The 15,733-nt window shown below is 48.1% G+C and carries 11 protein-coding genes; all 11 read left to right on the top strand.

Annotated features, from left to right (window positions below; genetic code table 11):
• Nucleotides 1–29: 29 nt before the first annotated feature.
• The 11 genes from AK963_RS03080 to AK963_RS03030 all read left to right on the top strand — a co-directional run bounded on the left by AK963_RS03080 (nt 30) and on the right by AK963_RS03030 (nt 15,626).
• Complete coding sequence (locus AK963_RS03080) at nt 30–965, top strand: D-alanine--D-alanine ligase (RefSeq protein WP_066014012.1); 936 nt, start codon at nt 30–32, stop codon at nt 963–965.
• A complete protein-coding gene (locus AK963_RS03075; protein WP_066014011.1) occupies nt 958–1,773 on the top strand; it encodes a cell division protein FtsQ/DivIB in 816 nt (271 codons plus the stop codon). The genes AK963_RS03080 and AK963_RS03075 overlap by 8 nt, the downstream gene beginning before the upstream one ends.
• A 53-nt stretch (nt 1,774–1,826) precedes the next feature.
• Entirely contained in the window at nt 1,827–3,062 is a 1,236-nt protein-coding gene (gene ftsA / locus AK963_RS03070) for a cell division protein FtsA (RefSeq protein ID WP_066014010.1), read from the top strand.
• Between the two features lie 84 nt (nt 3,063–3,146).
• The gene (gene ftsZ / locus AK963_RS03065; RefSeq protein ID WP_066014009.1) at nt 3,147–4,334 is read left to right on the top strand and encodes a cell division protein FtsZ; all 1,188 of its coding nucleotides are present in this window, start codon (nt 3,147–3,149) and stop codon (nt 4,332–4,334) included.
• Between the two features lie 102 nt (nt 4,335–4,436).
• On the top strand, nt 4,437–5,351 hold the full coding sequence (gene lpxC, locus AK963_RS03060; protein ID WP_066014008.1) for a UDP-3-O-acyl-N-acetylglucosamine deacetylase: 915 nt from the start codon (nt 4,437–4,439) through the stop codon (nt 5,349–5,351).
• Nucleotides 5,352–5,735: 384 nt separating this feature from the next.
• Nucleotides 5,736–6,671 carry a M23 family metallopeptidase gene (locus tag AK963_RS03055; RefSeq protein WP_066014007.1) on the top strand — a complete coding sequence of 312 codons (936 nt, stop codon included), beginning with the start codon at nt 5,736–5,738 and terminating at the stop codon, nt 6,669–6,671.
• Between the two features lie 408 nt (nt 6,672–7,079).
• Nucleotides 7,080–7,871 (top strand): hypothetical protein, encoded by a 792-nt coding sequence (locus AK963_RS03050; RefSeq protein WP_066014006.1) that lies wholly within the window; start codon nt 7,080–7,082, stop codon nt 7,869–7,871.
• Nucleotides 7,872–8,258: 387 nt separating this feature from the next.
• Nucleotides 8,259–10,994 (top strand): preprotein translocase subunit SecA, encoded by a 2,736-nt coding sequence (gene secA, locus AK963_RS03045; protein ID WP_066014005.1) that lies wholly within the window; start codon nt 8,259–8,261, stop codon nt 10,992–10,994.
• Nucleotides 10,995–11,205: 211 nt separating this feature from the next.
• Nucleotides 11,206–12,423 carry a bifunctional glutamate N-acetyltransferase/amino-acid acetyltransferase ArgJ gene (argJ, locus tag AK963_RS03040; RefSeq protein WP_066014004.1) on the top strand — a complete coding sequence of 406 codons (1,218 nt, stop codon included), beginning with the start codon at nt 11,206–11,208 and terminating at the stop codon, nt 12,421–12,423.
• A gap of 31 nt (nt 12,424–12,454) precedes the next feature.
• Nucleotides 12,455–13,414, top strand: a complete 960-nt coding sequence (locus tag AK963_RS03035; RefSeq protein ID WP_066014003.1) for a Nudix family hydrolase — start codon at nt 12,455–12,457, stop codon at nt 13,412–13,414.
• A gap of 445 nt (nt 13,415–13,859) precedes the next feature.
• Nucleotides 13,860–15,626, top strand: coding sequence for a hypothetical protein (locus tag AK963_RS03030; protein WP_066014002.1), 1,767 nt, complete (start codon nt 13,860–13,862; stop codon nt 15,624–15,626).
• The last annotated feature ends 107 nt before the right edge of the window (nt 15,627–15,733 follow it).

Genomic DNA, 15,733 nt, shown 5'->3' with positions numbered 1-15,733 from the left:
ACGAATTGAATAGAAAAGGGATACAGTGCATGAAGTACGACCGGAGTTGTGATCACTTTGATCCAAAGGCTTTTGGCAAGGTTGCTGTACTTTTTGGTGGTAACTCCGCAGAAAGGGAAGTGAGTTTAACCAGTGGTGAGCGTATTTATGCGGCGTTGAACCGACAGGGTGTGAAGTGCCAGCTGATTGATACCTGCGAAAATGTTGTTGAGCAGCTCCAGCAGTATGCTCCTGACTATGCTTTTATTGCGTTGCATGGTGGGAAGGGAGAAGACGGAACGATACAGGGTTTGCTGGAAACCATGGATATTCCATATCCAGGTAGTGGTGTGATGGCATCCGCTTTGGCAATGGATAAATACCGTTGCAAACTGCTGTGGCAATCCATTGGTCTGCCAACACCTGAATTTGCCCTGGTAATGGGGGTGGATAATCTTGGCCATGCGGAGTCTCTGCTGCCTGCTTTTGTGAAACCTAGCATGGAAGGCTCCAGTGTTGGAGTGGCGCGGGTAGACCGAAGAGAAGACCTTGAAGCTGCCTGCGAGCGTGCAGGGGAGCACAAAGGTCCTGTTCTGGTGGAATCGTTTATCGATGGGCCTGAGTTTACTGTTGGCATTCTTAATCAGCAGGCGCTTCCTGTCATCAAAATTGAGGCAGAAGGTGAGTTTTATGATTACGAAGCCAAGTATCTGTCGGATAATACCCGATACTCAATTCCCTGTGGCCTGACTTCGGTTAAGGAACAGGAACTTCAGGCAGTTGCTCTGACAGCATTTGAGGCTCTGGGGTGTTCAGGCTGGGGGCGTGTTGACTTCATGCAGGATCAGCAGGGTCGATTTTGGCTGCTGGAGGTTAATACTATTCCAGGGATGACAGATCATAGTTTGATGCCTATGGCCGCAGCTGATGCGGGGTTATCTTTCGATGAGCTGGTTATTGAAATATTGAAAACAGCGGATGTCTGATAGAGCAGTTTTTTCTGTTTCAGCCAGTCGACCGGCGGAAGTGCGTGGCGCTTCCCGAAGGGATACTCGGCAAGGTAGTGGAGGAAGAAAGAAAGCGCTGCCGTGGAAAAGAGTACTACAGGTGTTGGTCTCTCTTTTTCTTCTGGCAGGGTTGGTGGCCTCGACCCCATGGTTGATGAACTGGTTGAATCAGCCGATAGCACGAGTGGAAGTGCATGCAGGCTTTGAGTATTTGTCCAGGGAGCAGGTAGAGAGAGTATTGCATCCTCACTTACAGGAGCGCTTTTTTGCCTTGGATTTGAACGACATGCAACAGGCCCTTCTGGAGATGCCCTGGATTAAGGGCGTCTCGGTTCGGCGACACTGGCCTGACAGTGTCCAGGTGAGCCTGGAGGAACAGCAGCCGGTAGCGAGATGGGGCAGTAAACACCTTATCAGTAATGAAGGTAAGGTGTTTGCTCCAGATGATATTGCTGCTTTTTCAGCAATGCCGGTTCTGGATGGTCCTGATGAGATGGCTGTTGAGGTGATGCAGCAGTATCTGGCGATCAGCCAGCTGCTCAGGCCAATGGGGCTCAAACTGACTATGCTGAAGCGCAGTAGTAGTGGCTCATGGCGCTTTACCATCGGACATGTTGAGGTCAATATTGGTCGTGACAGAAGAATGGAAAGGCTGCAGCGTTTTGTCCGGCTTTATCATGCAAAGCTGGAGTCTCGCTGGAATCAGGTAAAACGTGTGGACTTGCGATATTTGAACGGTGCTTCGGTTGCCTGGAGTGAGACTCTTGTTAAAGCGAGGTCGAAGTAAGTCAGGCAGGCTCAGATTTATGATGGATAGAGAAGTTTGGGAAGATTGATGCCATGACAGCGGCAGATAATGGAAGATTGATCGTTGGGTTGGATATAGGTACCTCGAAAGTGGTGGCTATTGTCGGAGAGCTCAACGCTGAGGGAGATATTGAGGTCATCGGCATTGGCTCGCATATTTCCCGTGGGCTCAAGCGTGGTGTCGTCGTTAATATTGACTCTACGGTCCATGCCATTAAGAGAGCGGTTGAAGAAGCTGAGCTGATGGCAGGGTGTCAGATTCACTCGGTCTATGCAGGTATTGCCGGCAATCATATCAAGAGCCTTAACTCTCACGGCATTGTTGCAATACGCGAGCGTGAAGTGAATGGTGCGGATATTGACCGGGTTATTGATGCAGCCCAGGCTGTTGCGATCCCGGCGGATCAGCGGATTCTGCATATTCTTCCACAGGAATATGCCATTGATAACCAGGAGGGCATTAAGGAGCCTCAGGGGATGTCCGGTGTTCGACTGGAAGCCAAGGTTCACCTGGTAACCTGTGCGGTAAATGCAGCCCAGAATATTGAGAATTGCATCCGTCGCTGCGGCCTGGAAGTCGACGATATTATTCTTGAGCAGCTGGCTTCAAGTTATTCGGTTCTTTCAGAAGATGAGAAAGAGCTTGGCGTTTGTATGGTGGACATCGGTGGTGGCACTACAGACATTGCCATCTTTACCGATGGTGCTATTCGGCATACGGCAGTGATTCCCATTGCGGGAGATCAGGTGACCAATGACATTGCCATGGCCTTGCGAACACCTACGCAAAATGCAGAGGACATAAAGATTAAATATGCCTGTGCTCTGGCTCAGCTGGCTGGAGCCGATGAAACCATTAAGGTTCCCAGTGTCGGCGATCGGCCGCCCAGGGAGCTTTCCAGGCAGGCATTGGCAGAGGTTGTAGAGCCTCGTTATGACGAGTTGTTTACTTTAATTAATGCTGAGATCAGGCGGAGTGGTTTTGAGGACCTGATACCTGCAGGAATAGTGCTGACGGGTGGTACTTCCAAGATTGAGGGTGCCATTGAGCTGGCAGAAGAGATTTTCCATATGCCGGTCAGGCTGGGTGTGCCGCAGTTAGTGAAAGGGTTGAGTGACGTCGTCAGTAATCCTATTTATTCGACGGGTGTTGGATTATTGCACTACGGCCAGAAAATGCAGAAAGACGGGTTGAAAAAAACAATCGCCAGTAAGTCTCAGGATGCTGGCCTGATTGACAAGATGAAGCGCTGGTTTCAGAACTTTTAAGAACCTGTTTTGTGACGGCGCAGGTTTTCGGTAACGGTATTGGTAAGAATTTGTTAGATTAAGGGTGATAAAAAGGAGATGGCCATGTTTGAATTGGTGGATAACGTACCGCAGGAAGCGGTCATAAAAGTTATCGGTGTCGGTGGCGGTGGCGGTAATGCCGTTTGTCACATGCTGAAAAGTCAGCTGGAAGGTGTTGAGTTTGTCTGTGCAAATACCGATGCCCAGGCGCTGAAAAAACAGCACATGCAGGCCCATACGCACCTGCAGTTGGGCGCCTCTATCACGCGAGGGCTTGGTGCTGGCGCTAACCCGAATGTTGGTCGTGAGGCGGCTATGGAAGACCGGGAGCGTATTGCGGAGCTCCTCAAAGGTGCGGATATGGTCTTTATTGCCGCGGGCATGGGTGGTGGTACAGGGACCGGTGCAGCTCCGGTTGTTGCCCAGGTTGCCCGTGAGCTAGGAGCTTTGACCGTAGCCGTGGTCACGAAGCCATTCGGCTTTGAAGGCAAGCGCAGAATGTCCATTGCTGAAGAAGGTCTCAAGGAGCTTCAAGAGCATGTGGATTCTCTGATAACTATTCCCAATGAAAAGTTATTACCAGTACTTGGTAGTGATGTCAGCCTGCTGAATGCTTTTGGTGCAGCTAATGATGTTCTGCTGGGCGCGGTGCAGGGTATTTCTGAACTGATTACCCGTGATGGTCTCATTAATGTTGACTTTGCCGATGTCCGTACTGTGATGTCGGAAATGGGTATGGCGATGATGGGTACCGGGGTTGCAACTGGTAGTGGTCGTGCGGCAGAAGCTGCTGAAAAAGCTATCCGCAGCCCACTGCTGGAAGATGTGGATCTTCAGGGCGCTAAGGGTGTTCTGGTTAACATCACTGCTGGTCTTGACTTTACGGTTGGTGAGTATAATCAGGTTGGCGATGTTGTAAGTCAGTTTGCTTCTAATGATGCAACTGTAGTTATTGGTACTGTAATTGACTCAGAATTAACGGATGAACTGCGTGTTACTGTAGTTGCAACCGGTATTGGTGCTGGTGGATTCTCCAAGGAACAGTTGAAGGTGGTTGAAAAAGCACCGCCAAAAAACAAAGACGGCACACCTGACTATGGCAGGCTGGACATTTCTCCACTTTTGCGTGATAAAAAGAAGGAGGAACAGGACGTGGGACAGCGGGAAGAAGGTAAGCGGGCAGCTGTGGCTACTGGCGATAGTGTCGACTACCTCGATATACCTGCATTCCTGAGGCGTCAGGCGGATTAATCAGGGCGTATAAATGCGAACTTGTCTCAATTGTTACTTTTGTTACAATGTGACGTTGCATCCAAATAATAGGGACCTTACAGGTCGCGGAACAGCGTTATCATGATCAGACAGCGTACACTGAAAAATATTATTCGTGCTACGGGTGTGGGCCTTCACTCTGGTGAAAAGGTTTACCTTACACTTAAGCCTGCTCCCGTAGATACCGGCATCATTTTCTGTAGAACAGATCTTGATCCCGTCGTTGAAATTCCAGCGCATGCCCTGAATGTCGGGCAGACGACGCTTTGCACGTCTTTGCATAAAGACGGCATCCGAATTGACACCGTTGAGCACCTTCTCTCTGCTCTGGCTGGACTGGGTATTGATAATGCCTACGTTGAAGTCAGTGCTCACGAAGTACCCATTATGGATGGCAGCGCTGGTCCATTTGTATTCCTGTTACAGTCCGCAGGTATTCAGGAGCAGAACGCGCCTAAGAAGTTCATTCGCATCAAAGAAGATGTGACGGTAACTGATGGGGATAAAACGGCCACCTTCAAACCATACGATGGTTTTAAAGTAAGTTTCACCATTGATTTTGATCATCCTGTTTTCAAAAGTCGTTCTCAAACAGCGTCGATTGACTTCTCCAGTACCTCTTTTGTGAAGGAAGTCAGCAGAGCTCGTACTTTCGGTTTTATGCGAGATGTTGAGTACCTTCGTTCCCAGAATCTGGCTCTGGGTGGCAGTGTGGATAATGTGGTTGTTGTCGATGACTACCGAATTCTCAATGAAGATGGTCTCCGCTATCATGATGAGTTTGTTAAGCATAAAATGCTGGATGCCATCGGCGACCTTTATTTGCTGGGGCATAGCCTGATTGGCCAGTTTGTTGGCCATAAATCCGGCCATGAGCTCAACAACAAACTGGTTAGAACGTTGCTTGCTAATGAGAAATTATGGGAGATAGTGACTTTCGAGAACGCTGAGGTTTCCCCGATTTCTTATCAGAAGCCTGTTGCGGTAACTGCCTAATGGCTACTTGTTGAGTTAATGCTGATCTGATACGTAATTTTTGCGAGGCTGGCAATTTTTAGTCTTGAATTAGGCCACATTTGAAGTGGCCTTTTTTCTATGTGGGTGTCAGTAATAAACCTTTATTTATAACTGTTTTCTGCTGGGTGCATATTTTTGTTCATTAGTGCTGTTTTTTTGACATTGAGCTGAACAGCATAGACGGTATTAAAAAATACTGTTTTGCAACGATAAAATCAGTATCAGGGGGCTCTTTGCTGCAGGGTGGGGCGTAGATGAGAGTAACTTAAGACGTTGGGAAATCCATCCTCTGGTTCTGTATTATGAAAACTCCTAAAATATAATAGTGGAGATGTGCTGCTGTTTTGGCATTAAGGGCTGCTAATGAAAATTATTGTTGTTAATCAGGATCATTCTCGAACCCGAACTTATTCCGGAAGTGGAAAGTGGGTTGGGGTTTTGTTTTGCTGTGCCTTTTTGCTATCCATGGCCATTGGTGGTGGTGCAATGTATGTCTGGTTGACCAGTAATCAGGAGCATATGTTAACCAGTGAAGGTGTAAAAAACTGGAAACAGGTTCTGGATACACAGCAGCAGGATCTTGGTCTTGTTCGTCAGCAGGCGCAAAACCAGCTGGACGCTGTGATGTTAAGGCTTTCTGAACTTCAGGGGCGTATGACCCGACTTGATGCCCTTGGAGAGCGTCTCACTAACAAGGCAAAGCTGGATGATGGTGAGTTTGACTTCAGTGAAGCTCCGGCTCTGGGTGGCCCTCAGGAGTTTGCTGACGCAGAAGCTGCTTATAGCAAGGTGAGCCTGATTGATGCTATTGATCAATTGGCTGATCAGATGGATAACCGTGAGGAGCAGCTGGATCTTCTGGATAATCTTATTTCCAGCAGAACTCTTCATGACGACTCATTTCTGGCCGGCTTGCCTGTCAGAAAAGGCTGGCTATCTTCCCGTTATGGTCGTCGTACAGACCCGTTTACAGGTAAGGCAGCCTGGCATAATGGTGTGGACTTTGCGGGTAAGCGCGGCTCAGACATTATTTCAGTGGCTGCCGGTGTTGTTGTCTGGTCAGGCACCCGCTCAGGCTTTGGGCTTCTGGTCGAGGTTAACCATGGAAATGGCTATCTGACACGTTATGCCCATAATGATGAAAGCATGGTCAAGGTCGGTGATATTGTCACCAGAGGGCAGGCCATTGCCAAAATGGGAAGCTCAGGGCGATCAACTGGTCCTCATGTACATTTTGAGGTCTTGAAAAACGGTAAGCCCCAGGATCCCTCGAGATATATTTATAGAGCCAGTAAGTAATTACTGGCTTATTGCCTTTGAGTTTATCGCTTTAGTTATTCTCTATTTCATATAGTTCTATCGCTACAGAATTATACCTGCTTGAACACCTTTTCTTCTTAACCGTTTTTCTCTGTGATTCACAGGGACAGCTCTTTTTTATAGCGAAACATCTTGCGGTATTTGTTGAGCCGGTATCTTTGATCTATTTATTCAATGTGCTTGCATGAATCGTGAGTTTTGAGTAGCTGTCCTGGGGTTGTAATACCAATTCCGCCTTCTAAATATGATATCGAGCAAGCCATTTTGGACGGCTGGGCAAGGCGGAATGACGAGTAATAGCGGGGCTATTGCGAGGAGTTCCAACGAAGAGCCAGCTGTGCAAAATGGCTGCGCAGTTTATGTTTAGAAGGTGAAATTGGTATAATTATGGAAAGAGTATCTTTTTCGAGTCAACAGCAGTCCTGCCGTATTGAGGATAAAGGTTTTGATGTTGCCCCTGAAGAAGGGAGGGTTAGAAAGCAGCCTCTAAAAGGAAATTATATTAACAGGGCGGAAGGGGCTGAATTTGGGAGTGGAAAAAAAAGTTGCAAGTCTGGAGGTGATCAGGGGCTGTTGAGTAAATTAATAAAAATCCCATCACTAATTAAATCATCACTCAGCCGGAATGTTGAAAAATTACCTGATCTTGGTGATCCGGGTGCTGTACGTGACTGGATCGATTCAAAGACTAAAAAACCACTATCAAGAAAATTGCTGTTAGAGTATGCCAATGATGAAGTTCGAGCCGGAGTTATTCAGTGTTCTGGTGCATATGACTTTGAGGTTCGAATTCTTGAGTCAGGCAAGTGCTTGGCAGGCTACTCGAGGCTGGCCGAGACTGACCCTGAAATGTACATGATGCTTATAGCTAGTGATCAAGTGCCTGACGATGTGAGGCAGGTCCTTAAAGCAATACAACATCAAACTCTGCAGGATTTAAGCGTGCAAAACCTGATGATAAAAATAGTTGTCAGGCCAGACTGGCCTTGTTCAAAGACTGCAGTGGTTGCTGTGAATAAGGCTTCTGAAGCGCACATGGTTATAGAGTCAAACTCTTCTCATGATGATGAAGCTGGAGCTGTTGGAGGATATAACTCAGTAGGTGAGCACGATATTGCCGCACCAGAGGATGTCAAACTGAGGCTTGCAATTGACGCATCATTGAGACTTTCGAATTAAGTGTTGTAATGATTTCGATAGCCTTGGCAACGAAAGGTTGCTTATTAGCGCATACGTTTATTGTTCACTCCAACAGTAAGGTGTCGCCGTTTTTCTCCTTCCCTCTTGAATTTTCTCTCGGCGGCCCAATGTAGAGGTGAGATGATATGCATCTGCTGATGAAGAGCCAAGTTGGGGATCGCCCTTTTCCTGATTTACTATCCATCTGGACTGTTTTTTTGCTTTTTCGACTCAGCTCAATTGACAGTATAGAAATACGGCTAATATAGATGAGACTTTGCCGTGATTGTCATAGAATGTTGGACTATTGTGCGCTTGTCTGCTCCAGCCCGGATTTGTTGGTAGGAGGACAGCTCCGGAAACAGAGTGTGAGACTGTTAACAACTTATGTTTGCTTCTTTAATTAAGAAAGTTATTGGTAGCCGGAATGACCGCCAGCTGAAACGGATGGGCAAGATTGTCAAATCAATCAATGCTCTGGAAGAAAGCCTGGCTGCTCTGAGCGATGATGAGCTGAAGGCTAAAACAGGAGAGTTTCGCGAGCGCTTCAATAAAGGCGAAACGCTTGATGACCTGTTGCCTGAGGCGTTTGCTGTTGTTCGTGAGGCAGGCAAGCGTGTGATGGGCATGCGTCATTTTGATGTCCAGCTTATTGGTGGTATGACCCTGCATGAAGGGCGCATTGCCGAGATGCGTACCGGTGAAGGTAAGACCCTGGTGGCAACACTGCCTGCTTATCTGAATGCTATTCCTGGCAAGGGTGTTCATGTTGTTACTGTGAATGACTATCTGGCTCGTCGTGATGCGAACTGGATGCGTCCACTCTATGAATTCCTCGGGATGAGTGTTGGCATCGTTGTTCCGCAGCAGGACCCTGAAGAGAAACGTCAGGCCTATCAGGCTGATATCACTTACGGTACCAATAACGAATTTGGCTTCGATTACCTCCGTGACAATATGGCCTTCAGGAAAGAGGACCGTTACCAGCGTGATCTTTTCTTCTCAATTGTGGATGAAGTAGACTCGATTCTGATTGATGAGGCCAGAACGCCTCTGATTATTTCTGGCCCGGCTGAAGATTTATCTGAACTTTACAAAAAGATGAACCAACTGGTTCCAAAGCTGCAGCGACAGGAGCCAATTCCTGAAGATCAGGATCCCAATACGTTTGAGCTTACCGGTCATTACTCTGTTGATGAGAAAACCCGTCAGGTTGAGCTGAATGAACTGGGTCATCAGTTTATCGAAGAACTGCTGCAACAAGAGGGTTTGTTGCCAGATGGTGAAAGCCTATACGCTTCCAACAATCTGAACCTGCTGCATCATGTGAATTCAGCCCTGAAAGCTCATGTTCTGTTTAACCGGAATATCGAATACATTGTTCAGAATAATGAAGTCCTGCTGGTAGATGAGCACACTGGCCGTACCATGCCGGGTCGCCGCCTCTCAGAGGGTCTTCATCAGGCTATTGAAGCGAAAGAAGGGCTTCGCATTCAGGCAGAAAGCCAGACGCTGGCTTCCACTACATTCCAGAACTACTTCCGTAATTATGACAAGCTGTCCGGCATGACCGGTACTGCCGATACGGAAGCGTTCGAGTTTCGCCAGATTTACGGTCTGGACGTTATCGTTATTCCTACGCACAAAGAGATGGTTCGTCAGGACGGTAATGACCTCGTCTATCTGACGATTGCGGAAAAATACGACGCAATTATCGAGGATATCAAAGAAACAGTAAAAGCCGAGCGTCCGATTCTGGTAGGTACGGCTTCTATCGACTCTTCCGAGCATCTGTCCAAAGCTCTGGATAAGGCAGGCATTCCTCATCAGGTACTTAACGCCAAATTCCACGAAAAAGAAGCGGATATCATCGCACAGGCCGGTCGTCCCTGTGCGGTAACCATCGCCACTAATATGGCGGGTCGTGGTACCGATATCATGCTGGGCGGTAACTGGAAGGCGGAAGTTGCTGAACTGGATAACCCATCTCAGGAGCAAATCGATCAGATCAAGGCGGACTGGCAGAAACGGCATATGGCTGTGCTGGAGGCGGGCGGCCTTCATATTATTGGTACCGAGCGTCACGAGTCTCGACGCATTGATAACCAGCTGAGAGGCCGTTCCGGCCGTCAGGGTGACCCGGGTTCTTCCCGTTTCTACCTGTCTCTGGAAGACAGTCTGATGCGGATTTTTGCCTCTGAGCGCGTGAAAAACTTCATGAAAGCGCTGGGCATGGAAAAAGGTGAGGCCATTGAGCACCGCATGGTGACCAATGCCATCGAAAAAGCCCAGAGGAAAGTAGAAGGCCGCAACTTTGATATTCGTAAGCAGCTGCTGGAATACGATGATGTTGCCAATGACCAGCGTAAGGTTATTTACAATCAACGCGATGAGCTGCTTAGTGCGGATGATGTTTCATCAAGCATTGAAGCGCTGCGTGAAGATGTAGTGAGTGGCTTGATCAGTCAGCACATTCCGCCTCAGAGTCTTGAGGAGCAGTGGGATGTTAAAGGTCTGGAAGAGAAGCTGGGCAGCGAGCTGAATGAGCGTATGCCAGTCCAGCAGTGGCTGGATGAAGATGACCGCCTGGATGAAGAAGCGCTTCGTGAGCGCATTCTGCAGGGGGTTATCGACTCTTACCGTAAGAAGGAAGAGTTGGCCGGTGCAGAAGTTCTGCGGAACTTTGAAAAGCATATTCTGCTGCGGATTCTGGATGACAAGTGGAAAGAGCATCTGGCCACCATGGATCACCTGAGGCAGGGGATTCATCTTCGTGGTTATGCTCAGAAGAACCCCAAGCAGGAATACAAGCGTGAGGCGTTCGAGCTGTTCCAGCAGATGCTTGAGGATATTAAATATGACACAGTTCGTATTATTTCCCATGTGCAGGTGCAGGAAGACGACCGGACTGCTGAGATGGAGCGTCAGCGTCGTGAAGAGATGGCTCGCAGAATGCAGTTTGAGCATGCTCAGGCCCAGGGTGTAGAAGCTGAGGCAACGGAGCAGGAAGAACCTGAAGCTCATCAGCCATTCGTTCGGGAAGGGCGTAAAGTGGGGCGGAATGATCCATGTCCATGTGGCTCTGGTAAGAAGTACAAGCAGTGTCATGGTAAAATTGCCTGATCACAGCAGGTAACTTAAACTGCGGGTCAGCCTTAACAGGCTGGCCCGTTTTTATTTGTGCATCCATCTCAGGTTCTGTTGATATAAACATTCTGGCTTGAGCTGAGAAAGGAACCTTATGTCAACAGAACCTGCTGAAAACGGGAAAAACACAAAATCATCACCGCGTTACAGTCAAGAATAAGCAACAACATCACCAATGGAGTCAATCATGGCAACGGGTTCTGGGGAATGGGCTGCAGTGAAACCAGTTAAGGGCTTCCGGCTGGGAACCACAATGGCGGGTATCAGAAAACCCGGCCGCCGGGATCTTGTGGTAATGAACTGGGATCAGGGAAGCTCAGTGGCAGGTGTTTTTACCCTTAATCGCTTCTGTGCGGCGCCGGTCCATTTAAGTCGTGAGCGTTTACTCGATGATCCCCGCTACTTTCTGATTAACACCGGCAATGCCAACGCGGGAACCGGTGAGCAGGGAATGACGGCAGCCAGACAGACGTCATCCGAGCTGGCGAAGTTGTCTGGTGTTGGTGAGTCGCAGGTCTTGCCTTTTTCAACTGGCGTGATTGGTGAACAGCTTCCGGTCAACACTCTCTGTGATGCGATACCAGCAGCGCTGTCTGACATGAAAGAAGATAACTGGCTTCATGCTGCTGAAGGCATCATGACAACCGATTCCCGCCCTAAGGGCAGTAGTCGACAGTTTGAGCATGAGGGTAAAACCTATACGGTCTCTGGCATCAGTAAAGGGGCCGGAATGATTAAACCCAATATGGGGACGATGCTGGCTTATATCGCAACGGATGCATCTGTTGAACAATCGTTTTTGCAAGACCTGCTGCTTGACATAACCAATCAATCATTTAATCGAATTACTATTGACGGTGACACATCGACCAATGACAGCTTTATGGTGGTTGCCACTGGGGCTGCAGGCAATGATGCGATTACTTCCCGTGATTCAGTATTGGCAGAGCAACTGATTCGCAACCTTCGAGAGGTGTCTGTTGAGCTTGCTCAGGCAATTGTCAGAGATGGTGAGGGGGCAACCAAGTTTGTCACCGTGAAAGTAGAGCAGGCAGCCTCTCACCAGGACGCGTTGGAAGTAGCTTATACCGTAGCCCATTCACCACTGGTGAAAACGGCCCTGTTTGCCAGTGACCCCAACTGGGGACGAATTCTGGCGGCAGTTGGCCGGGCTGATATCCCTGAGCTTGTGATTGATCGTGTATCCATCTGGCTGGGTGATACTGTCATTGTTGACTGTGGGCAGCCCGCAGTGGGGTATACAGAAGAGGCTGGGCAGAAAGTGATGAATCAGGAAGAAATCCTCATAAGAATCTCCCTGGGAGCAGGCAGTTGCACTGAAGAGATCTGGACTACCGATTTGTCTCATGAATATGTAAAGATCAACGCCGAGTATCGAACCTGAAATAATTGACGAAGCTGGTATCGAAGAAGTTATGGTTGAAAAAAGAAAAGTCGTTCATGTGGCGGTTGCAGTGATTCTTGGGGATGATGGCCGGGTTTTGCTGGCCAGGCGTCCTGAAGATAAACACATGGGCGGTTTATGGGAGTTTCCCGGTGGGAAAGTCGAGGCAGGGGAGGATATCCAGCTCGCCCTGAACCGGGAACTCCGTGAAGAGCTGGATATTGAAGTATCAGAATTTTCCCCGCTGATCAAAATTCGCCATGACTACCCTGACAAATCTGTCTTGCTTGATACCTGGGTTGTCAGTGGTATTCAGGGCGAGCCAAAAGGCAATGAAGGTCAGTTGATTCAGTGGGTTGAAAAAGATTGCCTTAATGATTATGAATTTCCTGAAGCCAATAAGGTCATTCTCCGGGCGCTGCAACTCCCTGATCGTTATATGGTTACCGGTCATTTTGAGGAAAAAGAAACACTCTTCAATAGAGTTTCAGCCGCATTGGATAACGGTATTCGCCTGATTCAATTTCGGGCTCATTGGCTTGAGGAAAGTGAATACCTCCGATTGGCACAAGAACTGTCATGTTTCGTTCAGGCTGCAGGTGGAACGCTGATCATCAAAGGGGAATTTTCCCTTTTATCCAAGCCATGGTGTCACGGGCTTCATTTGACATCCCGCCAGCTGGGGTTGCCGGTTAAACCAGAGAAACGGCATATCAATCAGTTACTGGTAGCTTCGTGTCATGATAAGGAGCAGATAAAGGCAGCCGAGGCGATGATGGTGGACTTTATGACCCTGTCACCCGTCAAGCGAACAGCTTCGCACCCTGAGGTCAGCCCCCTGGGACTGGCCCGGGCTGAAATGTTGACCACAGTGGCAAAAGTCCCTGTGTTCTGGCTTGGAGGGATGGGTCAGGGGGATGCGATTCTTGCCCGGCAGCTGGGAGCCCAGGGAATTGCCGCTATTCAGGCTTTCTGGGCTGACCAGGAATAGACTGTCTCATACGGCAACTGCTCCTGTACTGCTTTTATGCCCTATGGGTACTAGGGGGTGTTACCAACGGTTGAATGGCCAGTTGGTAACACCCCCTAGCTCCTGCATCCATTTCGTTGTGTGAAAAAGCCGGTTTTTATGCTGCTTCTCGTTAAATAGAATCACTATTCGCCTCAAATCAGCATAAAAACTGGCTCAAACCGGCCTTTTTCTCGCAACGGTCGGCTAGTCCGACAGGCTCCTGGTTTTCAGAGCGCCTGCTAATATCTCTAAGTGACTGTCGGTGATCACCCTGTTCAGTCCTTTTTTATTCATTTTATGAATATCTATAAAAAATTTAATTTCTAAAAAAGATATTTGACCATTGAACCAACTCACAACTTTCCTCTCTAAGACATCAGTATCAACTGAATAAATACTCAAACAAAAAATAGAGGAAGTTAAAATGACTGCACCAACAAGTGGAATGACAGCATCAGGAACACCTGAAAGTCAATGGACTCACGTGAAACTATTCAACAAAGTTAAAGATGGAGTTTCCGGCTTATTTGGCGAGGGTAAGATCGCCAGTAAGATTGGTGGTTTCTTTGGATGGACTGTTGCGATTCTAACCTCACCAGGGACTCTCTTGGGTGGTCTCGTTTATGATGGCGGCCAAAAAATCAAGAGTCTCCTTTCCAGAGACGCAAAGAAAGTAGAATCGGTTGAAAAGAAAGTTCCAACCCAAGCGCAATTTGAAGCGCTGCAGAATAAGCTTACTGCTGCAGAAGCTGCAGCCAAGGATGCAGCCAAGAAAGCAGAGCTTGAGAAAGCGAACCTTCGTAACGAAGCAGAAAGTCAAATTGATGCCCTGGTTCGTAATGCCGCTAATGATGACAAAGATATTAAGTCGAAAGTCGGATGTATTCGCAAGCAGCAACTTGAAATTGAAGCTCAGCAAGAAAAAATTGACTCGCTTCGAGGTGTAGTGCACTCAAACATTGCTAAAATTGGCCAGCTTAAAGGAGATCTGAAGGCTTTCCAGGACGTCGCTTATCATCATATGTACAATGCTTCTGACCTTGCAGCAGAGGTTGCTGACCTTGAAGCAGAGGTTGCTGAACTTAAAGAAGAGGCTGACAGGTTGCAAGAATTGTGGCTTTACGAGCGCAGCAAAACTGTGCAGGATAAGCTCGAAGAAGAACGTGTGCGGTTTGAGGAACGAATGGCGCGGTTTGAGCAGCGATTGGCGCAGATAGCTCGTACGAGATCTGAATCTGAGATTCAGCCTGCCGGACCTGGTGGTCTGCCTGTTGTAACTGATAGTCTTCCTGTTGCAACTGATAGTCTTCCTGCTCGTCCAAAAATGCATTTTACATTGAGAATGAGAGAGTCAGGAACTGGTCATAGGTCTGAGGGTTTACCTGTGCAGCATCGCTCTGCTCATCCGGGAATGAATAATGGCCCGATTGATGTTGATGCTGAATTGCACAGCAGCAGGGTTCAAGCCGAGTTAAGGGGCTTGAGGATGGAGTCCCTGAGACAACGGTTGGATCTATTGGAAGAAATCAGTGAGGCCGGTGACTTAGAAGGTGATCAACGGCCAGTTGTTTCTGATCAGTTAAGTACAATGCATACGACTGTTCGTGATCGTGTGGGTTCATACTTAAGAGAAGACAGGATTGCGGATGAGAGTCAGTTGCGTTTTCGCGCCAGCAACATCTCTCGTCAAGCTGACAGTGTAGCTCCACTGTCTCGTGAAGGAAGTAGTAGTGGTTTGGAAGTGACTACCCCTGATCTCGAGGACATTGAAGTTGATGCAAGTCCGCTTGTTCAAACTGATGTCCTTGGAAAAACTTACCCTGCTGACAGCAGAGCTGGTATGGATGTATATAGAGCGACTCCTGCTCGAGTGGTTCCAAGTTTACCGCTATCGGACATAGAAGATAGTGTTGAAGATGAGAGCATGCCTCGTCGTCCTCTCACCAGGCATACCTCTCTTCTGACTGATAGACGAAGGGCCTCCTTTGAGAGTGATATATCCTTTAAGCGTGATGTAGTGGAAGTGACTCATGCTGATCTCGAGGACTCTGAAACTTTGTCGCCTCGTCCTCCCATCGGGCATATCCCTCTCCAGAGTTATGGGAATTTGAGAGATCTTGAATTGGATTCTGAGAGCAAAGATGGCTTGGAAGATTTGTTGTCGCCTAGTAATACCAATCGCATTTTCTAAATCCTTAAGCTGCCGCCAACTATGCTTAGGCATCATTACCATGCATTATCTAGAACAGATGTCTCGTCGACCACAGCTACCCGAAGGTTTTAATGATGTTGATTTTC

Source organism: Endozoicomonas atrinae, from assembly GCF_001647025.1.
Lineage (GTDB): Bacteria > Pseudomonadota > Gammaproteobacteria > Pseudomonadales > Endozoicomonadaceae > Endozoicomonas > Endozoicomonas atrinae.
The sequence above is the reverse complement of the archived record's forward strand: the minus strand, read 5'-3'. Positions and strand labels throughout refer to the sequence as shown.